The sequence below is a fragment of the Nocardiopsis sp. NPDC006832 genome, from assembly GCF_040635885.1.
Classification (GTDB): Bacteria; Actinomycetota; Actinomycetes; order Streptosporangiales; family Streptosporangiaceae; genus Nocardiopsis.
This window is the reverse complement of the sequence record NZ_JBEYLC010000005.1, coordinates 11,093-31,396: the sequence shown is the minus strand read 5'-3', so window position 1 is coordinate 31,396 and position 20,304 is coordinate 11,093. Positions and strand designations below refer to the sequence as shown.

Annotated in this window: 17 protein-coding genes; 10 read left to right on the top strand and 7 right to left on the bottom strand. The window is 70.4% G+C overall.

Annotated elements, in window-relative coordinates:
* The first annotated feature begins 16 nt into the window (after positions 1–16).
* Positions 17–1,522 carry an MFS transporter gene (locus ABZ717_RS03820; RefSeq protein ID WP_358505122.1) on the top strand — a complete coding sequence of 502 codons (1,506 nt, stop codon included), beginning with the start codon at positions 17–19 and terminating at the stop codon, positions 1,520–1,522.
* Here the strand turns inward: ABZ717_RS03820 and ABZ717_RS03815 are convergent.
* Positions 1,463–2,842, bottom strand: coding sequence for an MATE family efflux transporter (locus ABZ717_RS03815; RefSeq protein ID WP_358505119.1), 1,380 nt, complete (start codon positions 2,840–2,842; stop codon positions 1,463–1,465). The genes ABZ717_RS03820 and ABZ717_RS03815 overlap by 60 nt on opposite strands.
* Before the next feature lie 334 nt (positions 2,843–3,176).
* Between ABZ717_RS03815 and ABZ717_RS03810 the strand changes: the two genes are divergently transcribed.
* The gene (locus ABZ717_RS03810) at positions 3,177–3,953 is read left to right on the top strand and encodes a hypothetical protein (protein WP_358505116.1); all 777 of its coding nucleotides are present in this window, start codon (positions 3,177–3,179) and stop codon (positions 3,951–3,953) included.
* Between the two features lie 250 nt (positions 3,954–4,203).
* On the opposite strand, the gene ABZ717_RS03805 is transcribed toward ABZ717_RS03810, so the two are convergent.
* Positions 4,204–5,025, bottom strand: coding sequence for a nucleotidyltransferase domain-containing protein (locus ABZ717_RS03805; protein ID WP_358505113.1), 822 nt, complete (start codon positions 5,023–5,025; stop codon positions 4,204–4,206).
* A gap of 60 nt (positions 5,026–5,085) precedes the next feature.
* The gene (locus ABZ717_RS03800) at positions 5,086–5,973 is read right to left on the bottom strand and encodes an alpha/beta hydrolase (protein ID WP_358505110.1); all 888 of its coding nucleotides are present in this window, start codon (positions 5,971–5,973) and stop codon (positions 5,086–5,088) included.
* A 50-nt stretch (positions 5,974–6,023) separates the two neighbouring features.
* Here ABZ717_RS03800 and ABZ717_RS03795 point away from each other — a divergent pair, with 50 nt between their 5' ends.
* Positions 6,024–6,614: a TetR family transcriptional regulator C-terminal domain-containing protein gene (locus tag ABZ717_RS03795; protein WP_358505107.1), complete on the top strand. Its 591-nt coding sequence runs from the start codon at positions 6,024–6,026 to the stop codon at positions 6,612–6,614.
* A 120-nt stretch (positions 6,615–6,734) separates the two neighbouring features.
* Entirely contained in the window at positions 6,735–7,538 is an 804-nt protein-coding gene (locus tag ABZ717_RS03790; RefSeq protein WP_358505104.1) for an SAM-dependent methyltransferase, read from the top strand.
* Here the strand turns inward: ABZ717_RS03790 and ABZ717_RS03785 are convergent.
* Positions 7,535–8,692, bottom strand: a complete 1,158-nt coding sequence (locus ABZ717_RS03785) for a helix-turn-helix domain-containing protein (protein WP_358505101.1) — start codon at positions 8,690–8,692, stop codon at positions 7,535–7,537. The two genes, ABZ717_RS03790 and ABZ717_RS03785, sit on opposite strands and share 4 nt — an antisense overlap.
* Positions 8,693–8,875: 183 nt before the next feature.
* On the opposite strand from ABZ717_RS03785, the gene ABZ717_RS03780 reads away from it, so the two are divergent.
* Positions 8,876–10,144 carry a M20 family metallo-hydrolase gene (locus tag ABZ717_RS03780; protein WP_358505098.1) on the top strand — a complete coding sequence of 423 codons (1,269 nt, stop codon included), beginning with the start codon at positions 8,876–8,878 and terminating at the stop codon, positions 10,142–10,144.
* Between the two features lie 59 nt (positions 10,145–10,203).
* Here the strand turns inward: ABZ717_RS03780 and ABZ717_RS03775 are convergent, their stop codons facing one another.
* Positions 10,204–11,538, bottom strand: a complete 1,335-nt coding sequence (locus ABZ717_RS03775) for an MFS transporter (protein ID WP_358505095.1) — start codon at positions 11,536–11,538, stop codon at positions 10,204–10,206.
* A 77-nt stretch (positions 11,539–11,615) separates the two neighbouring features.
* Positions 11,616–13,268 (bottom strand): amidohydrolase, encoded by a 1,653-nt coding sequence (locus ABZ717_RS03770; protein WP_358505092.1) that lies wholly within the window; start codon positions 13,266–13,268, stop codon positions 11,616–11,618.
* 230 nt (positions 13,269–13,498) lie between these two features.
* Here ABZ717_RS03770 and ABZ717_RS03765 point away from each other — a divergent pair, with 230 nt between their 5' ends.
* Positions 13,499–14,923 (top strand): serine hydrolase domain-containing protein, encoded by a 1,425-nt coding sequence (locus ABZ717_RS03765; RefSeq protein WP_358505089.1) that lies wholly within the window; start codon positions 13,499–13,501, stop codon positions 14,921–14,923.
* Between the two features lie 38 nt (positions 14,924–14,961).
* On the opposite strand, the gene paaK is transcribed toward ABZ717_RS03765, so the two are convergent.
* A complete protein-coding gene (gene paaK, locus ABZ717_RS03760; RefSeq protein ID WP_358505086.1) occupies positions 14,962–16,320 on the bottom strand; it encodes a phenylacetate--CoA ligase PaaK in 1,359 nt (452 codons plus the stop codon).
* Positions 16,321–16,564: 244 nt separating this feature from the next.
* Here paaK and ABZ717_RS03755 point away from each other — a divergent pair, with 244 nt between their 5' ends.
* From ABZ717_RS03755 to ABZ717_RS03740, 4 genes are read left to right on the top strand one after another with little or no spacing between them, the layout of a single operon-like run.
* On the top strand, positions 16,565–17,800 hold the full coding sequence (locus tag ABZ717_RS03755; protein ID WP_358505083.1) for a thiolase family protein: 1,236 nt from the start codon (positions 16,565–16,567) through the stop codon (positions 17,798–17,800).
* A complete protein-coding gene (locus ABZ717_RS03750) occupies positions 17,797–18,549 on the top strand; it encodes an enoyl-CoA hydratase/isomerase family protein (protein WP_358505078.1) in 753 nt (250 codons plus the stop codon). Before ABZ717_RS03755 ends, ABZ717_RS03750 begins: the two co-directional genes overlap by 4 nt.
* Entirely contained in the window at positions 18,546–19,430 is an 885-nt protein-coding gene (locus tag ABZ717_RS03745; protein ID WP_358505075.1) for a 3-hydroxyacyl-CoA dehydrogenase family protein, read from the top strand. The genes ABZ717_RS03750 and ABZ717_RS03745 overlap by 4 nt, the downstream gene beginning before the upstream one ends.
* Complete coding sequence (locus ABZ717_RS03740) at positions 19,427–20,218, top strand: enoyl-CoA hydratase-related protein (protein WP_358505072.1); 792 nt, start codon at positions 19,427–19,429, stop codon at positions 20,216–20,218. The genes ABZ717_RS03745 and ABZ717_RS03740 overlap by 4 nt, the downstream gene beginning before the upstream one ends.
* The last annotated feature ends 86 nt before the right edge of the window (positions 20,219–20,304 follow it).

The window sequence follows — 20,304 nt, the reverse complement described above, 5'->3', positions numbered from 1 at the left end:
AACGGGGATCTGCTCTATGGACCAAGCTATCGCCGAGGCGGCGGAGAACGAGAAGGCCTCATACCCGCGGCCACAAGTGGTCGTCGCGGTCCTGGCCTTCGGGGGCATCGTCGTCTCGCTCATGCAGACCCTGGTCATTCCCCTGGTGCCGATGCTCCCCGAACTCCTGGGAGCCACCCCCGGGGACACCGCCTGGGCGATCACCGCCACGCTGCTCGCCGCCGCGATCGCCACCCCGACGGTGGGTCGACTCGGAGACATGTACGGCAAGCGCCGCATGCTGTTGATCAGCCTCGCGGTGCTGGCGGCCGGTTCCGTTCTCTGCGGCCTGGCCACGAACCTGCCGATCATGGTGGTCGGACGGGTGCTCCAGGGATTGGCCGCGGGTGTGATCCCCTTGGGCATCAGCATCATGCGCGACGTGCTTCCGGCCGAGCGGCTCGCCGGGGCGACCGCGCTGATGAGCGCCTCGCTCGGCGTGGGCGGCGCGCTGGGGTTGCCCGCCGCCGCGTTCGTCGTGCAGAAGGCGGACTGGCACGTCATGTTCTGGATCGCCGCGGCGCTGGCGGTCGTGGTCGCGGTTCTGGTCCGCGCCCTGATCCCCGACTCCGGAGTCCGTACCGGTGGCCGATTCGACCTGCTCGGCTCCTTCGGGCTGTCCATCGTCCTGCTCCTATCGCTGCTCGCCGTCTCCAAGGGGTCCGACTGGGGTTGGGGGAGCGGGATCCCGGGCGTCATGCTCGTCGTGGCGGCGGTGGTGCTGGCGATCTGGGTCTGGTGGGAGCTGCGCACGCCGAGGCCGCTGGTCGACCTTCGGGTCAGCGTGCGACGCCAGGTGCTGCTGACCAACGCCGCCTCGGTGGTGTTCGGTTTCTCGATGTTCGCGATGTCCCTCGTGATCCCCCAGGTGATCCAGCTCCCCGAGCTCACCGGATACGGTTTCGGACGGACGATCCTGATCGCGGGCCTGGTGATGGCGCCCAACGGCCTGGTCATGATGGCCATGTCGCCGGTCTCGGCGCGCATCTCCCGAGCCAGGGGGCCGAAGACGACCCTGATGGCCGGTGCCCTGTTGGTCGCGCTGGGCTACGGTCTGAGCATGGTCTTCATGTCGGGGATCTGGGAGCTCATGATCGCCTCGACCGTCATCGGAGCCGGTGTGGGCCTGGCCTACGGTGCGATGCCCGCCCTGGTCATGGCGGCCGTCCCTCGTTCGGAGACCGCGGCGGCCAACAGCCTCAACACCCTGATGCGTTCCATCGGCACCTCCGTGGCCAGCGCCGTCGCCGGAGTGGTGATCGCCACCGTGACCATGAGCGCGGCAGGAGAGGTCTTCCCCGATCGCGACGCCTTCACCCTGATCCTGGGTCTGGGCGCCTTGGCCGCGCTCACCGCGTTCGTCATCGCCGCGTTCCTGCCCGGCCGTGGGAAGACCGCCGAACCGGTCGAGTCCGTCCGGTGGTCAAGGACGCGTCACGGTGAACCTGAGGAAGTTGCCGGCCTGGCCCAGGACAAGGCCTAGGGAAGCCACCGCGTAGGCGGCCCAGAGCCACGCCAGTCCGCCGGCGGCGGCGACGGGGAAGGCGACCAGGGCCAACGCCCCGAAGCAGACCGCGAACGTGTACAGCGTCGGGGTGGTGCGCTTGATGGCGAGCAGGCCCATGCCGGGCAGGACCTGCGTCCCGTCGGCCACCACCACGACGAACAACACCGGCAGCAGGGCGATCACCAACGCCCGCACCCGAGGGTCCGGGGTGAACACACCCAGTAGCGGGTGGGCCACCAGGAAGACCAGCAGCACACTGGCCGCCACCACCGGCAGGGCCAGACAGACCCCGGCCAACAGGGAACGGCGCACCTCTCGGTAGCCGTGTCGGTCGGTGTCGGCGGCGGCCCGGGCCATGAACGGCACGGTCGCCTGGCCAACGGCCGTGGCCGGCAGGAACACGAACGTGGCCAGGGTGACCATGATCTGGTGGGCGGCGGCGTCGGCCACGCCGGCGGTCGCCGCGGCCATCGCCAGTACGCCCAGCACACCGAACTTGATGAGCATGGTGGAGCCCATGGGCAACCCGACCCGGGCCATGCGCCACACGGTGCTCCAAACGGGCCGGCCCAGGCCGACGCGGCGCCCGTTCAAGGCGGTGCGGCGGCGCAACAACAGGTGGGCGGTGGACAGTGCCGCGGTGGCGTTGACGAACATGGCCACGCCCGCGCCCGTCATGCCCAGGGCGGGCAGCGGCCCCGGTCCCAGGACCAGTGCCGGGATGAGCACGACCGAGGATCCGGTGCCGACCAGGCCCACCCACAGGGCCTCCTTGGAGCGGCCCAGGGCGATCAGCAGCGTGGTGGCCGAGGCCTGGAACGAGACGACCACCAGGGTGAGGGCCATCAGGTAGGGGAAGGGGCCGAAGGCGGCGAGGGTCGCCTCGGGTACGCCGATGAGAGTGGACAGGGCGGGGACGGCGGTCACCGCCAGGCCGCCCAGGGCGCCGGCGCACAGGGCCAGCCACATCGCGTCGCGGAAGGTGGATTCGAGCTCGCCGGGATCGTCGCCGCTCTGGGCGACGAAGGGCATGGAGCCGCGTAGTGCGCCCTGGACGATCATGACGGCTGGGTTGAACACGGCGACGGTCATCGCGTAGGCCGCCAGGGACGCGGTGCCGGCGTGGCCCAGGACGGCGGCGGTGACCAGGGTGCCCACGACACCGGCGACCATCGACAGGTACAGCGGGAACGTCTTGGCGGAGATGTCCCTGATCAGGGCGGGGATGGGGCGAGTGGCGGCGTTGCCCGTGGATGGTTCGTCGGGGGATCCAGGGGCGTCGGCCGAGGAGGACATGGCCTACTTTCGTGGTCGAGGAGTCGGCGTCAACCTACCAGCGTGAGAACTGGAGCGAATCGGACAATCTACGTCATAAAGGTGCGGATTCGGGAGTCCGAGTTCATCCTCGTATCGGGTTCCGTAGGCTGTTCCCGCGCGGTTCTCGCGCGAAGGGGTCGGTTCGGGGCGTAGTGGACGGATGCCCCGGACCGACCTCGTGGTCCGATACGGGTGTGAAGTGTGGATCGCGCGGCCCTCCCCTTGTGCGCACGTATCCATGGGTGTTGCATGTTCTCTGATCCGGCGGCCGAGACGACGGTCGGGCCGCCACGTGGCGGAGGGGCGCGTACGCATGGCAGTGGGGCTCTGGCGGTGTGGCATGTGCGCCGCCCGCAATGAACCGTCCAAGCACACCTGCATGGTGTGCGACACGGTGCGCGCCGTGGGTACGCGTGAGGACTCCGACGAGGGTGACCTGTTGGCCCCGACCGAGAGCACGGCCTTCTCACCCCAGGAGGCGCCACCGCTCCGGGTGAGGCGACCGCCGCGACGCGCGGAATCGGGTTCGATGTTCGTCCCGGCGGGATCCCGCTCGGGTGGGGAGACCACGAGAACGGACGAGGGCGACACCGAAGCAGGGCCGGGGGCCGAATCCCACCGTCGACGGTCGAAGCGGGGTCTGCCGCGGTGGCCGCAAGGGACGGTGCGTGCTCTGGCACTGGTGGTGGTCGGTGCGGTGGTGCTGATCCTGGTGTGGGTGCCGCCGAACCTGGCCGGAGACGCCACGGACGGGGTGCCGGGGGAGCCCGCCGTCGAGGAGTTCTGCCCCGACCGGGTCTCGGAATTGGTACCGGGGGAGGGGCCGGGCGCGTTGGAGTCGGCGTACGAGACCGTACGCCACCGGATCATGCTGTGCTCGAACAGCGTGGGAGAGCTGTTCTACTTCGGAGAGTTCCTCGATGGTGAGGGCGAGGCGATGGTCGTGCCCGCGGAACGGACCGAGGAGGGCTATGTGGCCGAGTCCGGGCAGACCCTCTACGAGATCGTCGGCGACGAGGTGGTGATCACCGACGCGGACGGCCGGGAGATGGCGCGGCTGACCCTGGAGAAGGTGGAGAATCCGAGCTAGCGCGCGAGGCGGCGGGTGCGATCGAGGCGCACCCGCCGACGCGGTGCTATCGGGTCTTCACGACGGCCGCGAGGAGACCGGAGATGATCATCATCGACAGGCTGATGATCATGAGCACGAATCCGATGGTTCCGACCATGGTGTTTCCTTCACTTGTCGTCCTCCGGGTGCCGGGGGCCGTGTCCCCGGCACCGGCACGCCGGGCCGTCCGGAGTTCCGGACGCGGCATGTATCTCTTCGGTGATTCACCCTATCTCGCCGTCGCGGCGGGGCCACTCGGGGTGCGGCCCCGACCAGCGTGTCCCTGGTCCCAATGGTGTCGGTAGGTGTCGGAGAGCCACCGGTCGGCCCATCGGGCGTCGGGTGACTCGGGCAGGGACGAGGAGCGGCACAGGTCGGTGAGCCGGTCCTCCAGGTCGCCGGTGCGTTCCAGGGCTTGGGCTCGGGTGTGCTCACCGCGACGCAGGGCGAGCAGCCAGGAGCGGTCGGGTTCGGGGGTGGGCAGGGTGATGTGGCCGGTGGAGAGGAGTTCCACGCCCTGAAGGCCGAGCCGGACCATGTGGTAGGCGTACTTGGTGTCGAAGCCGTGCCGTTCGACGAGTTCGGGGCGGTTGGTGTGCTTGCCGCCGCGAACCCCCTCCATCCGGTCGCGTTGGGCGCGCAGGTAACCGAGAAAGCGCTCTCCCGCCCTGCGGGAGACGAACCGGTGGGCGTTGGAGCGCAGATCGTGGCCGACGTCGGTGACGGTGACGATCTCGGACTCGGGGACGAACAGCGGCAGCAGCACGGTGGGGTTGCCGTCCAGGGCCAGACGCGTCCACTTGCGCAGGGAGTAGACGGTCAGGTCCAGGTCGTCGTGGCCGGAGCGGGTGTCTTCGGCGCCGCTGCGGTAGATGTACTGGTCGAAGGAGCGCAGGCCGATGACGTACTCGGGCGGTTCGAGGCAGATGCCCATCTCGTCGCGGTCGGAGGAGCCGGGCAGGTCGAGGCCGTGGACGCGGGAGCCGACCTGACAGCGCAACACGGTGCCCTGTGCGGCGATGCGAGCGTTCTCCTCGTCGGAGTGCTTCACCCGGGCCTCCAGGTTCGGTGGGTCGTGGCGTCACCGAACCTATCGTTCGGCCCGGCGCGGTCACGAGCGGTTTTCCGTGCCCGCGACGAACTCCAGGATGGCGCGGTCGGCACGTTCGGGGTCCTGTGCGGCGAGGCCGTGGAGGGCGTCCGGCCACAGTTCGACCCGGGCGTTCGGTAGGAGGTCGAGGGCGCGTCGGTGGGCGCGCTTCGGGTGGTGCATGACGCTGCGTCCGGCGATGGCGACCAGAACGGGCATGTCGAGGCCGCGGATCTGCTCGTCGGTGGGGTAGTCGGGGTAGGGCAGCGTCAGGGTGAACTCGCTTTGGGCGGCCATGATGGTGCGCAGGGCGGGGTGGCCCTCGGGTACCTCTTCTCCCTGGTGGATCCAGTCGTGGAAGCGGGGCTGGTAGCGCGGTCCGATGCCGGGAAGGAAGAGCAGAACCGTGCGCCCCACCAGGCCCACGGAGAGGCGGGCGAAGGTCTGGACCGGGTCGAGCAGACAGAGCGTGGTGACCTTGTCCGGGTGGCGTGTGGCCAGGTCGGTGGCGAGTCGGCCGCCGAAGGAGGCGCCGACCACGTGAGCGGGCGCCAGGTCCAGGTGGGTGAGGGTCTGGGCCAGCCAGGAGGCCTGGTCGGCCGAGTCGGTGATGGGGGCGGTCTGTTCGCTGCGGCCCGCCTCGCCGAGCAGGTCCACGGAGTAGACGGTGCGGTGGCGGATGAGTTCGGTGATGTTGGGTTCCCACATGACGGTGGTGCCGCAGCGGCCGTGGAGGAGTACGAGGGGTTCGCCCGGCTCGGTGCCGAATCGGTAGACACGGACGGTGCCGTAGGTGGTGGGGACGTCGTGGGTCTCCTGTGGTGGGGGCAGGGTGGCCATGCCGGCGTCGTAGACGGAGTCGAAGCGGGCCTTGTGGGCGGGTGTGGGGTAGTGGCCGATGGCGTTCATGGTCCCCCGTTCAAATACATTTGTATTTAAACGGTACTCGAAAGGCGGGCATGGTGCCACGGAAGGTCGATCACGGACTGCGTCGGGAGGAGATCGTGGGGGCCCTGTGGCGCATCGCGGCCCGGCGCGGTCTGGAGGCGGTGACCATGCGCGAGGTCGCCATGGAGGCGGGGGTCTCCTTGGGGCGCGTGCAGTACTACTTCGAGAGCAAGGACGATCTGGTGCGCCGTGCCGCGGTGGCCCTGCGTGCTCGGGTGGACGGGGTGGTGCGGTCCAGGCTGGAGGGCGTGTCCGGTGACTCGGTGCGGGTGCTGCGCGCCATCCTGCTGGCGCTGTTGCCCCTGGACGAGGAGGGGCGGGCGGGTGCGCTGGTGGGCATCGCGGTGTTCTTTCGGGCGTTGCGCGATCCCGAACTGGTCGGGGACCTTCGCCGGGGGGACGAGGCGCTGATGGAGGTGCTGGGCGACCGGGTGCGGTCGGCGGTGGTCGAGGGGCGTCTGCGCCCCGATCTGGAGGTGCGGTTGGAGACGCGTCTGCTGATGGCGGTGGTCAATGGGCTGGGATCGGATCTGCTCACCGGTTGTGTGTCCTCGGAGGAGGCCGTGGCAGCGATCGACCACCAATTGTCACGACTTGCCTGAAACATCCGATTTCCCGGCGTAGAAGGGGTTTTGGTACTTGTGCGACAGGTGGGAGATCCGTTTACTGGTGCCGTACCCCGTCCGGCGTCCGCCGGGACCCGTAGTGGAAAGAGCAGGACCGTGCCCCCCGAGATCCCCGAAGCGAAGATCGACAGCTCCATCCCGCACAACGCCCGTATCTGGAACTACTGGCTGGGCGGTAAGGACAACTACCCGGTCGATCAGGAGATGGGCGAGCAGATCCGCTCCTTCTTCCCCGAGATCGTCGACAACGCCATCGCCGACCGTGCCTTCCTGGTGCGCACCGTCACCCACCTGGTCCGGGAAGAGGGGATCCGGCAGTTCCTGGACATCGGCACCGGACTGCCCACCCACAACAACACCCACGAGGTGGCCCAGGCAGTGGCCCCCGACGCGCGGGTGGTGTACGCGGACAACGATCCGCTGGTGCTCGCGCACGCCCGCGCCCTGCTGGTCGGTTCCGAGCAGGGGGTCACCGACTACGTCGACGCCGACCTGCGCGACCCCGAGGCGATCCTCGAAGCGGCGTCGCGGACCCTGGACCTGTCGCGTCCGGTGGCCCTGATGCTGCTGGGCGTGGTCAACTTCATCGGTGACGACGCCGAGGTACGTTCCATCCTGGACCGGCTGATCGAGGCCCTGGCGCCCGGCAGCTTCCTGGTCGTCTCCCACCCCACCGATGACATAGACCAGGAGAGGGCCCACCAGGTGGCCGAGGCCTGGAACGAGCGGGGCACCCCCAAGCTGACCATCCGGACGGCGGCGGGCATCGAGTCGCTCTTCGACGGTCTGGAGCTGTTGGAGCCGGGCGTGGTGTCCTGCTCCCTGTGGCGCCCGGACCCCACCGAGGTGGGGGACAGCCGCCCGGTCGCCGAGTACGGCGGTATCGCCCGTAAGAACTAGCCGCCCGCCCGCCCCTGCCGGGCGGGGGCTCGGTCGGCGAACAGCACGAGGGCCAGGGCGGCCTGGGCCGGGACGGTCGGGTCCAGGCCGCTCACCTCGCGGAAGTGCTGGAGCCGGTTGACGACCGTGTTGCGGTGGCAGTACAGGGCCGCGGCCGTGGCCTTGACCGATCCGGTGCCCGTGTAGTGGGAAAGCGTTTCCAACAACCGGGCGCGCACCTCGGGTTCCAACGCCTCCAGGCGTTCCACCGCACGTCGGCCGAAGCCCGGAACCAGGGCCTCCACCCGGTCGCGTGCCAGAGCGGGCCACACGTCCTCGGGACCCACCGGGGCCTCCCCGGGGCGGGCGTAGCGCGCCAGGACGCGGGCGGCCTCGATGGCCGCGGGCACCTCCGCCAGGCCCCGGGTGTCGCGGACGCGGGCGCCGGCCGGTTTCTCCGCCAGTGCGGGCGGGCGCGTGCGTCCCGGGTCACGCACCAAGGCCACGCCGTCGTTGAACTCCCATGTCAGGCAACCGGCGCGGGAGAGTGCGCGGGTGTCGACGGGGCGATCGCCTTCGGGTGGAATGGCCACGAAGGTCACTTCGAGAACACCGTGCAGAGGCAGCCCCAATACCGAGGCGACCTCCTCGGCCACCTCGGGGGTGCGCTCTCCGGCGCTCAACAGTCGGGCGAAGGCCTGGGCCGCCGCCGCGCGGGAGTCGCGTTCCAGGACGGCGCGCTCCTCCAGGAACGCGGCCTGCACGTCGCTGATGAACTGTTCGACCGTCTCCAGGATCTCCTCCACGTGCAGGACCAGGGTGGGCGCGGAGTCGACGCCGCCGGCGCGCACCAACCCGGCCCACAGCACCCGAAAGTCCAGACGCACCGCTTCCAGGAGGTCGTCACGGGCCACGCCCTGGCGGGCCCTGCGCACGCCCAGACGTGTCGCCAGGTCGCCCAGGTGGGCGGAGACCGGGAGGCCGGAGATTCGCCGGGTGAGCAGGTCGAAGGTGTCCCTGGCGGTCTGGCGCAGGTCGTCGGCGGGTATGAGTTCGTCGTCGTAGTGGCCCAGGGAGCGCAGACGTTGGAGGAAGTCCTCCACCAGTCGATCACGGTCCCGGGCCAGGAGTTCGAGTGTGCCGGGCCAGGAACGTGGTCCCGGTGCCTGTGTCACGGTGTCTCCTCCTGTCCGACGTGCGAAGACGATGCTGCCACGTTATGGATGGTCATGTGCACAGCACCGCTGGGAAAACGTGGGTGGATGACGATTGAGCGGGACCGGCGGGTGTGCCCAGGATGGACGGAGCCCCGTGCACGAGTTCGGGGCGCATCACGTCTCACCCGGGAGGTTCACCCCTTGAACAGCGACGACACCCGTTTTCTGGCGGATTTCGAGGCCATGAGCGCCTTTGGGGCCACCCCTTCGGGCGGGGTGGACCGGCAGGCGGCCACCGAACCCGACATCGCCCAGCGCCGGTGGCTGTCGGAGCTGCTGACCGGACACGGGATGCGGGTGGTCCACGATCGTGTGGGCAACCAGTTCGGGTTGGTGGAACGGGTTCCGGGCGCGCCCTACGTGGTGGTCGGCTCCCACATGGACTCCCAGCCCACGGCGGGGCGCTTCGATGGGGCCTACGGTGTCCTGGCCGCGGTGCACGCCGTGGCCCGTGCGGCCCGTGACGACGCGGCCGAGGGAGTGGACCCGGTCTACAACCTGGCGGTGGTCAACTGGTTCAACGAGGAGGGTTCCCGATTCGCCCCGTCCATGATGGGCAGTGCCGTGTACACCGGCAGGATGCCGTTGGAGACGGCGTTGGCGGTGCGGGACCGGGCCGGGGTGTCGGTGGCCGAGGCCCTGGCCGACACCGGTCTCCTCGGCGAGGACGACGGCCCCGAGGCGGCGTTCTGCGCCGAGATCCACGTCGAGCAGGGAAGGGTGTTGGAGGACTCCGGGACCACGATCGGGCTGGTGGCGGCCTGCTGGGCGGCTCGTAAGTATCGGATCGTGGTGCGTGGGGAGCAGGCGCACTCGGGCGCGGCCGTGATGGGCGACCGTCGGGACGCGTTGTTGGGCGCCTCGATGCTGGTGGTGGCCGCCCGTGAGTTGGCCGACCGTTTCCCCGGCGCGCTGCACACGGCCGTGGGCAGCATGGACGTGTATCCGAACTCGCCGGTGGTGGTGGCCTCGCGCGCCGAGTTGCTGCTGGACCTGCGCTCGGAGGACGAGGGGGTGCTGGCCGAGGCCGACCGATTGCTGCGCGAGCGGGTCGCGGCGGTGGAGGAGACGGCGTCGGTGTCGGTGGAACTGGAGTTGTCCCACGCCTGGGGGATCGACCCCTACCAGCCCGAGGGGGTGGAGCTGGCCAGGGGCGGCGCGCGTCGTCTGGGGTTGAGCCATCGCGAGGTCAGGACGGTGGCCGGACACGACTCGATCAACATGAAGGCGCGGGTGCCCACGGTGATGCTCTTCGTGCCGTCGGTGGAGGGGGTCTCCCACAATGAGGGCGAGTACACCGAGGACGCGGACCTGGTGGCCGGGACGGCGATGCTGACCGAGGTGGTGCGTCGCCTGGGCGTGGGTGGGCTGACCTCCACGGGTACCTACGACCCCGCGGCGTCGAACTGAGAGCGGGTGGGCCCCGGCCGGAGCGTTTCCGGTCGGGGCCCACGCGTGTGCGGTCGGGGTCAGCGCACCACGACCTCGTCGCGAACCCGCAGCCGTTCGCCGTACAACCCACCGAACGCGGTGACCAGGGCGATGCCCGCCAGCAGCAGGGCCGCCACCCAGGAACCACCGCCCGCGTTGTTCAGCAACGCGGTGGCGATGAAGGGCAGGAAGCCGCTGAGCGCTCCGGCGAGGTTGTAGGCCAGGGACACCCCGCTGTAGCGCAGCCTGGCGGGGAACAGTTCGGTGAGCAGGGCTCCGGAGACCGCGTAGGCGATGGACAACACGGCCACCCCGGTGGCCACGGCCAGCACGACCAGGACGGGGGAACGTGTGTCGATCAGCCAGAACACCGGGAAGGCGATGAGGGCCGTGGCCAGGCCGCCCCACATGGTCACCCGGCCCGGGCCCATCCGTTCGGCCAGGCGACCGAAGACGAGGATGACGGCGATCTGGGCGAGGGCGGCGATCAGGGTGGCGTTGACCATGAGCTGACGCGGCAGCCCGAGCGTGTCGGTGCCGTAGCTGATCGCGAAGGTGGTCATCACGTAGAAGCCGCCCACGCCGAGCATGGCCGAGGCGATGGCGATCAGCAGCCGGCCCCAGGCCTGGCGGAACACGTCCAGGGCCGGAACCTTGGAGCGTTCCTGCTGTTGTTCCATCTCTTCGAAGACGGGGGACTCCTCCACCTTGCGGCGGATGTAGACGGCGACCAGCAGCAGGGGGAAGGCGGCCAGGAAGGGCAGGCGCCAGCCCCAGGAGTCGAACTGGTCGGGCGGCATCATCAGGACCAGGGCGAAGGCGCCGGAGGAGAGCAGGGTGCCCACGGGGGAGCCGATCTGCGGCAGGGCGGCGTAGCGTCCGCGCTTCTCGGGCGGGGCGTGTTCGACGGCGATGGTGACCGCGCCGCCCCATTCGCCGCCCACCGCGACGCCCTGGATCAGCCGGAGCAGGGCCAACAACAGGGGTGCGGCGATACCGATGGAGGCGTAGTCGGGGAGTACGCCGATGAGTCCGGTGGCCGTGCCGATGGCCACGACCGTGAGCAGTAGGGCGGGTTTGCGGCCGATGCGGTCGCCCATCCAGCCGAACAGGACGGCGCCCAGGGGGCGGGCGACGAAGCCGACACCGAAGGTGGCGAAGGCCGCCAGGGTGGCCGCGGTCGCGTTCAACGTCGTGAAGTACAGACGGTTGAAGACCAGGGCGGCGGCGGTGCCGAAGAGGAAGTAGTCGTACCACTCCAGGGCGGTGCCGACGAAGGCGGCGAAGGCGATCTTGCCCGCTTCGCGTTCCTTGACCACCGCCGAGCCGGTCGGCTCCGGTTCCTGGGCGGCCCCTGAATCGAGGTCACGCATGGGTGGGATTCTCTCCAATCGGAAGGTCCGCGCCCGGGACGGGGCGCGGTCGTTCGAAGTACGGGATCGTGCGACCGTCAGTGGCCGTGGTTCGCGGTGTGACGGTCGGGCGGGCCGAGGATGTCGGCGCCGTGGACGGGGCGGCCGTCGACCAGGGTCGCGAGGACGTCGATCGAGCCGATGCCCTGGTCGGCGGTCTCGACCGGGTCGCGGTCCAACATGACCAGGTCGGCGAGTCGGCCGGGGGCGAGGCTGCCACGACGGTGTTCGTCGTGGCTCGCCCAGGCGGCGTCCAGGGTGTAGGCGCGCAGGGCCTGTTCGGGGGTGACTCGTTCGTCGGGGGCCAGGACGGCGCCCCCGGAGGTGGTGCGTTCGACCATCGATTCCATGCCCAGGAGCGGGGCGCCGGGGGCGACGGGGCGGTCGGAGCTGCCCGGGACGCGGATGCCATGGTCGAGGAAGGAGCGGTGGCGGTAGAGCCAGGGGACCCGGTCCGGGCCCAGGGACGTGGCCATGGCGTCGCCGACGCTGTGCAGGAAGCGGGGTTGGGGCACGGGGACCACACCCAGCGCGGCCATGCGGGGGAGCTGGTCGGGGCGTACGATCCCGGCGTGCTCGACGCGGTGACGTACGTCGGGGCGCGGGTGGCGGCGTTGCGCCTCCTCGAAGGCGTCCAGGGCCAGATCGATGGCGTCGTCGCCGATGGCGTGGGCGGCCACCCGCCAGCCGGAGCGGTGGGCGGCCACGACCAGGTCGTGCATCTGTTCGGGCGGGTTCTGGTAGACGCCGTGACCGTGTCCGCACAGGGGTTCGGTGACGGCGGCGGTGCGGCCGATGAGGGAGCCGTCCAGCCAGATCTTCATGGGTCCCAGGCGCAACCGGTCGTCACCGAAGCCGGTGCGCAGACCCAGGTCGATGCCGGTGGTGACGGCGTCGTCGGGGTGGGCGGCCAGGGGGTGGAGGTTGTCGGCGGCGACCATGAGCTCCACACGGGGCAGCAGGATCCCCAGGTCGCGGGCGCGCTGGTAGGCGGCGGCCTCCACGGGGGAGCGGCCGACGAGTCCGTGGCCGATGCCTGCTTCGACGACGTGGGTGAGGCCCTCGGCCGCGTAGACGCGGGAGGCCCGGCCCAGGGCGTCGGCGAGTTCGTCGACGGGGTAGGGCATCACCAGGGCGGTGACCAGTTCCTGCGCACGTTCTTGGAGTAGTCCGGTGGCGGTGCCGTGGGCGTCGCGGACGATGACGCCGCCCTCGGGGTCTGGTGCGTTCTCGGCACCGGCCAGGCGCAGGACGGCGCTGTTGACCGTGCACATGTGGCCGGAGCGGTGTTTGAGCCAGACGGGACGTCCCTGCGCGGCCCGGTCCAGGGCGTGGCGGTCGGGGTGGGCGCCGAGCACGGTGTCGTCGTAGCCGGAGCCGACGATCCAGTCGTCCTCGCCCAGGGTAGGGGCCTTCGCGGCGACGGCGTCGTAGAGCTCGTCCAGGGTCGCGGCGTTCTCCAGGGGGAGTTCGCCCAGGGACTGTCCGAACCAGGCCATGTGGTTGTGGGCGTCGGAGAAACCGGGGACGAGCGTGGCGCCTTGGCAGTCGACCTCGGTGCGGGCGGGCAGCTCGGCGACGTCGTCGTCGAGGCCGAGGATACGGCCGCCGACGATGCCCACGGTGGTGGCGCGGGGGTGGTTGTCGTCGAGGGTGCGCACACGCGCGTGGGTGAGCTTGAGGTCGAGCATGCGGGCAGGGCTCCAGATGGGGTGCGTTCGGGCTTCCCTCCAGGTTGCAGGGTGTGTGACCTCGGGCTCAATGACGATTCACCCTGGATCCGGGGCCCGGTGATGGGCAGATGCACAATCGGGCCTCGGTCGGTGGTGCGGGCCAGGACCCTTGTCGGGCGGGGTGGCGGGTTCTATCGTGACGGCGGACCTTCGCACGGGATTCTTCGACAAAGGGACAGGGGAGCGGGTTGACCACGCACACGCACCGACCCATCGACATCGACCACTGGCGGGAACGGCTGGCGGCGCTGGCCGAACGGCACGGCGTGCCCGGAGCCCAACTCGGCATCCTGCGCCTGGGCACCGATGGTGACGACGAGGTGGTCGAGGTCGCGCACGGTGTGCTCAACGTCGGGACGGGGCACGCCGTCGACACCGGTTCGGTGTTCCAGATCGGGTCGATCACCAAGGTTTGGACGGCCACCGTCGTTTTGGGTCTGGTCGACGAGGGGCTGCTCTCCTTGGAGACCCCGGTGGTCGAGGTGCTGCCCGAGTTCGGTCTGGCCGACCCCGAGCACGCCGCGCGGATCACCGTTCGTCACCTGCTGAACCACACCAGCGGTATCGACGGTGACCTGTTCACCGACACCGGGCGCGGCGACGACGCCCTGGAACGGTACGTGGAGCGGTTGCGCGACTCGGAACCGACCCATCCGCTGGGCGCCACCTTCTCCTACTGCAACTCCGGGTTCCCGCTGTTGGGCCGGATCATCGAGAAGCTCACCGGGCGGGTGTGGGACGAGGCCATGCGTGAGCGTCTGTACACCCCGTTGGGGCTGACCCGGGCCGGGACCCTGCCGGAGGAGGCGGTGCTGCACGGGGCCGCGGTGGGGCACGTCGTGGATCCGACCGGCGCGGTGCCGGTCCCGGTGTGGGGCATCACCCGTTCGATGGGGCCCGCGGGGCTGGTGCACGCCAACGCCGCTGACGTGTTGACCTTCGCCGCGGCGCACCTGCGCGGTGGCCGCACGGCCGGGGGCGAACGGGTGCTCTCGTCGGAGTCGGCCGAGGCCATGACGCGTCACTCGGTGGACCTGCCCGATCCCGACACCCTGGGCGACTCCTGGGGCCTGGGCTGGATCCGCTACGGCTGGGACGGGTACCGGTTGGTGGGGCACGACGGCAACACCATCGGACAGTCGGCGTTCCTGCGCCTGTTCCCGGAGGCCGGCCTGGCGGTGACGTTGCTGACCAATGGCGGCCAGGCCCGTGACCTGTATCAGGAGCTGTACGCGGAGGTGTTCGAGGAGGTGGCGCGGGTGCGGATCCGTCCGGCGCCCGTCCCCGCGGTCGAACCCGGACCCGTGGCGGACGCCGAGGACCTGCCGCTGCTGGGGGCCTATCGCAACGCCGTGCAGCGACTGGAGGTGCGCGGCACCGGTGAACGGCTCGTGCTGCGCGTGGTCGACCTGGGCGGACTGACCGGGATCGCACCCGAGCCGCCCAAGGCCCATCCGTTGGCACCGCTGCGTGAAAACGCTTACCTGTTCCGTCCCGAGGAACAGCGCACCTGGGTCCCCGTCACCTTCTACGCCTTGGAGCCGGGGCACGAGTACGTCCACGTGGGCGGGCGCGCGCTTCCCTTGGTGGAGGGTGAGGGCCTGACCCGGTAGGACGCGTCGTGGGGCCGGGGACCCAGAGGGTCGGGGTGTCAGTCCTGGGGACGCTGGTCGATGATGCGGCGGAACTTGCCCACGGAGCGTTCGATCCGCTCGGGGTCGACGACGTCCACGGTGACGCTGACCCCGACCTTGTCCTTGATGGTGGCGGTGATCTCGCGGGACAGGACCACTCGGCGGTCGGAGGTGCAGTCGGGTGCCGCCTCCACACGCACGGCCATGCGGTCCAGGCGGCCCTCCTTGGTGAGCACCAGCTGGAAGTGCGGCGCCAGACCGTCCAGGCCCAGCACGATCTCCTCGATCTGGGTGGGGAAGACGTTGACCCCGCGCAGGATGATCATGTCGTCGCTGCGGCCGGTGACCTTGTCCATGCGACGCATGGGGCGGGCGGTGCCCGGGCGCAGGGTGGTCAGGTCACGGGTGCGGTAGCGGATGATCGGCATGGCCTGTTTGGTCAGCGAGGTGAAGACCAGTTCGCCGTTCTCACCGTCGGGCAGGACGTCCTGGGTGATGGGGTCCAGGACCTCGGGGTAGAAGTGGTCCTCCCAGACGTGCAGGCCGTCCTTGGTCTCCACGCACTCGTTGGCCACGCCCGGGCCCATGACCTCGGACAAGCCGTAGATGTCCACGGCGTTGATGTCGAAACGGTCCTCGATCTCGCGGCGCATCTTCTCGGTCCAGGGCTCGGCGCCGAAGACACCGATCTTGAGAGAGGTGGAACGCGGGTCGATTCCCTGATTCTCGAACTCGTCCAACAGCGTCAACATGTAGCTGGGGGTGATCATGATGATCTCGGGGCGAAAGTCCTGGATGAGCTGGACCTGCTTGGCGGTCTGGCCACCGGAGGCGGGGATGACGGTGCAACCGAGCCTCTCGGCGCCGTAGTGGGCGCCCAGGCCACCGGTGAACAGGCCATAGCCGTAGGAGACGTGCACCTTGTGCTCGGGGCGTCCGCCGGCGGCGCGGATGGAGCGGGCCACGACCTCGGCCCAGGTGTCGATGTCCTCGCGCGTGTAGCCGACCACTGTGGGTTTGCCGGTGGTGCCGCTGGAGGCGTGGATGCGGCTGATCCGGTCCTGGGGCACGGCGAACATGCCGAAGGGATAGTTGTCGCGCAGGTCGGCCTTGGTGGTGTGGGGGAAGAGGGCGAGGTCCTCCAACGTCCTGAGGTCCTCGGGGTGGACGCCCGCCTCGTCGAACTTGCGCTTGTACAGGGGCACGTTGGTGTAGGCGTGCTCCAGGGTCCAGCGCAGGCGGTCGAGCTGCAAAGCGCGGAGCTCGTCGACGCTCATGCGTTCGGCCGGGTCGAGCGACTCGGGCGCGGGTGCCTGCCCGAGTCGTCGGGGGATCGTGGTGCCGGCCGGCTGCGTGGTGGTGTCCTGGCTTGCCATGGGCCTCTCCGGGTACGGTGCGCGGTGGCCCGCGCAGGCCCAAGGCCTGGGTGGGTGGGCGGTCCGCCGCGCGGTGACGGGTGTGGGTCGGCCCTGTCAAGGGCCGGACCGACTTGCTTACTGACCGAACGGTCGGTTACTAATGCATTTATCCAGTCTCCGACCTGCCGTGTCAAGGAGATGTGTCGATGAGTTCACACCACGCGGTGGCGCACGCCACCGCGCGCAACATGGGAGGCCGTTCGTGAGCGACGTCTACGTGGTCGACGGGGTCCGCACCCCTCAAGGCCGGTACGGGGGCGCCCTCGCCTCAGTCCGTCCCGACGACCTCGCCGCCCGGGTCGTGGCCGAGGTCGTGCGCCGCAGCGGAGTACCCGGCGAGGTCGTCGACGAGGTCATCCTCGGCGCCGCCAACCAGGCGGGCGAGGACAACCGCAACGTGGCGCGCATGGCGACCCTGCTCGCCGGCCTGGACCCCAGCGTGCCCGGCTACACCGTCAACCGGCTGTGCGCCAGCGGCCTGACCGCCGTCTCCTCCGCGGCCCAGGCCATCCGCTCGGGTGAGGCCGACGTGGTGGTCGCCGGCGGCGTGGAGTCGATGACCCGCGCCCCCTGGGTGATGGCCAAGCCCGGCACCCCGTGGGCCAAGCCGGGCGAGGTCGCCGACACCTCCCTGGGTTGGCGCTTCACCAACCCCCGCTTCGCCGAGGCCGACGCCCAGGTGTCCGAGGACGCCTCTCCCGACGAGTTGCGCTACACCCTGTCCATGGGCGAGACCGCCGAGGAGGTCGCGCGTCTGGAGGGGTTGAGCCGCCAGGAGTGCGACGCCTTCGCGCTGCGCAGCCACGAGCGCGCCATCGCCGCGGCCGAGGCAGGGCGCTTCGACGGCGAGATCGTCCCGGTCACCGTGCACGGTCGCAAGGGCGCGACCCACGAGGTCACCGCCGACGAGGGGCCGCGCGCGGGTTCGAACATGGAGAGCCTGGGCAGGCTGCGCCCGGTGTTCCGCCAGGGCGGCATCGTCACCGCGGGCAACTCCTCCTCCCTCTCCGACGGCGCCTCCGCCCTGCTCTTGGCCGGCGCGGACGCGGTGGAGCGGTACGGTCTCACTCCCCGCGCACGTGTGGTCTCCTCGGCCTCGGCCGGCGTCGCACCCCAGGTGATGGGTCTGGGCCCGGTCCCGGCCACCCACAAGGTCCTGGACCGGGCCGGGTGGAAGCTGGACGAGGTCGGCGCGATCGAGCTCAACGAGGCCTTCGCGGCACAGTCGCTGGGGGTGATGCGCCGACTCGGCCTGCAGGAGGACCGTGTCAACGCCGACGGCGGCGCCATCGCGCTGGGCCATCCGCTGGGTTCCTCCGGTGCGCGCATCCTGGTCACCCTGCTCAACCGCATGGAACGCGAGGACGCGCGGCGTGGCCTGGCCACCCTGTGCGTGGGCGTGGGTCAGGGCGCGGCGCTCCTGGTGGAGCGAGTATGAGCGAGAACGACGAGGACTTCGAGACCCTGCTGGTGGAGCGGCGCGAGGACCGCACGGTGGTGGAGTTGCACCGCCCCGAGGCCCGCAACGCCATCAACGGGCGGATGATCGCCGAACTGCACCGGGTGTGCGCCGAACTGGAGGCCGACCCCAAACCCCTGTTGCTGACCGGGCACGGCACGGTCTTCGCGGGCGGCGCCGATATCTCCGAGCTGCGCGAACGCGGCCGCGAGGAGGCCTTGGCCGGGATCAACAGTCGCCTGTTCGAGCGGTTGCACCGACTGCCCGCGCCCACCGTGGCGGCGGTCGACGGTTGGGCGCTGGGCGGCGGCGCGGAACTGTCCTATGCCTGCGACATCCGCGTCGCCACCCCCACCGCGGTGTTCGCCCAACCCGAGCCGGGCCTGGGCATCATCGCGGGCGCCGGCGCGTGCTGGCGGCTCAAGGAACTGGTGGGCGCCTCGGTGGCCAAACAGGTACTGCTGGGCGGTTTCCGGCTGGACGCCGAGGCCGCGCTGCGTCACGGGCTCATCGCGCGGATCGTCCCCTCCGAGGAGTTGCGCGAGAGCGCCCACGCCCTGCTGGACCGTATGGCGGCCTCCTCGCCGATGGCCCTGCGCATGACCAAGATGGTCCTGGACGCCGACGGGGTGCACCCGCTGGCCGACGACCTGACCCAGGCGGTGCTGTTCGAGAGCGCCGACAAACACGAGCGTATGACCGGTTTCCTGGAGAGGAAGAAGCGTTGACCGAGATCACCCCACGGGGCGTACCCGAGATCGTGGCCGTCGTCGGCGGCGGCACCATGGGTGCCGGCATCGTCCAGCAGTTCCTCATGGCCGGCGCCCGCGTGGTGCTGGTCGAGGCCACCGTCGAGGCGGCCGAGGCGGGCCGCGGTCGGGTCGCGGCCGGGCTGGACAAGGCGCGTGAGCGCGGCAAGATCGACCTCGAACCCACCCTCTACCTGGCCCGGATGGACGTGGTCATCGACACCGCCGACATCCCCGCCGAGGCCGGGATCGTCATCGAGGCGGTGCCCGAGAGGCCCGAGCTGAAGATCGCGGTGCTCACCGCCGCCGAGGCGGTAGTGGGCGAGGAGACCGTTCTGGCCTCCAACACCAGTTCGCTATCGGTGACCGAACTGGCCGCGGCGCTCAAGCGTCCGAGCCGATTCCTGGGCACGCACTTCTTCAACCCGGTCCCGGCCTCCAAGCTGGTGGAGATCGTCACCGCGCCCGAGACCGACCCGGCCGTGTTGGATGCGGTGCGCGGCTGGGCCGACGCCCTGGGCAAGACCGAGATCGTGGTGCGCGACGCACCCGGTTTCGCCACCAGCCGTCTGGGCGTCACCCTGGGCCTGGAGGCGATCCGTATGGTCGAGGAGGGCGTGGCCTCGCCCGCCGACATCGACACCGCCATGGAGTTGGGCTACCGCCACCCGATGGGGCCGCTCAAGCTCACCGACCTGGTCGGACTGGACGTGCGGTTGGCCATCGCCGAGTACCTGGCCGCCGAACTGGGGGACCGGTTCACTCCTCCGGAGCTGTTGCGCCGTAAGGTCGCCGAGGGCAGGCTCGGCCGCAAGAGCGGCGAGGGCTTCCACATCTGGGACGAGGGAGACAAGGCGTGAGCGAAGACAGGGCGGCGTGGTTCGAGGAGGCCGACGGGCTGGCCACGATCCGGCTGAACACCCCGGCGCTGACCATTCGGGTCAAGGAGGAGCTGCTGGAGGCGGTGAACCGGGCGGCCGAGTCCACCACCGCGCGCGCGGTGCTGTTCCTGGGGTCGGACAAGGCGTTCTGCGTCGGACAGGACCTTGCCGAGCACGCGCGTCTGCTGGAGGACCCCTCCGGCCCGGGCGCGTTGGACACGGTGCGCGAGCACTACAACCCCATCGTGCTGGGCCTGGAGCGTATCCAGGTACCGCTCGTGGTGGGTATCGGCGGGGCCTGCGTGGGCGCCGGCATGGGGTTCGCGCTGGCCGGTGACGTGCGGGTGGCGGCCCGCCGCGCCAAGTTCGGCACCGCCTTCACCGGGGTCGGTCTGGCCTCGGACTCGGGGTTGGCGACGCGTCTGGTGCGTGCTCTGGGTCAGGCCCGGGCGATGGAACTGATGCTGCTGGGCACCATGATGGTCGCGGACCGAGCCTTGGAGCTGGGTCTGGTCACCGAGGTGGTGGACGACCAGGACTGGGAGACGCGCGCCCACGAGGTGGCCCGGAAGCTGGCCTCAGGACCCACCGCCGCGTTCGTGGCGGCCAAGCGCGAGGTGCGTTCGGCGGCCGAGGGCGGCCTCGAAGTGGCGGAGTTGCTGGAGGAGGAGGCGGACCTGCAGAACCAGCTGGGGGAGACCGCCGACCACGTGGGCGCGGTCAACGCGTTCCTGGCCAAGCAGAAGCCCACCTTCACCGGGAAGTAGTCCCCCGCGGGGTGCGCGCCGGTCTTCGTGGCGCGCACCCCTTGCATCGGACCACTACATCCGGCGATACTAATTACTGACCGAAC

Coding starts and splice junctions, on each gene's coding strand:
- paaK (WP_358505086.1), bottom strand. CDS start 16,320: ATGGCAAGCCAGGACACCACCACGCAGCCGGCCGGCACCACGATCCCC.
- ABZ717_RS03775 (WP_358505095.1), bottom strand. CDS start 11,538: ATGCGTGACCTCGATTCAGGGGCCGCCCAGGAACCGGAGCCGACCGGC.
- ABZ717_RS03820 (WP_358505122.1), top strand. CDS start 17: ATGGACCAAGCTATCGCCGAGGCGGCGGAGAACGAGAAGGCCTCATAC.
- ABZ717_RS03815 (WP_358505119.1), bottom strand. CDS start 2,842: ATGTCCTCCTCGGCCGACGCCCCTGGATCCCCCGACGAACCATCCACG.
- ABZ717_RS03750 (WP_358505078.1), top strand. CDS start 17,797: ATGAGCGAGAACGACGAGGACTTCGAGACCCTGCTGGTGGAGCGGCGC.
- ABZ717_RS03810 (WP_358505116.1), top strand. CDS start 3,177: ATGGCAGTGGGGCTCTGGCGGTGTGGCATGTGCGCCGCCCGCAATGAA.
- ABZ717_RS03770 (WP_358505092.1), bottom strand. CDS start 13,268: ATGCTCGACCTCAAGCTCACCCACGCGCGTGTGCGCACCCTCGACGAC.
- ABZ717_RS03800 (WP_358505110.1), bottom strand. CDS start 5,973: ATGAACGCCATCGGCCACTACCCCACACCCGCCCACAAGGCCCGCTTC.
- ABZ717_RS03795 (WP_358505107.1), top strand. CDS start 6,024: ATGGTGCCACGGAAGGTCGATCACGGACTGCGTCGGGAGGAGATCGTG.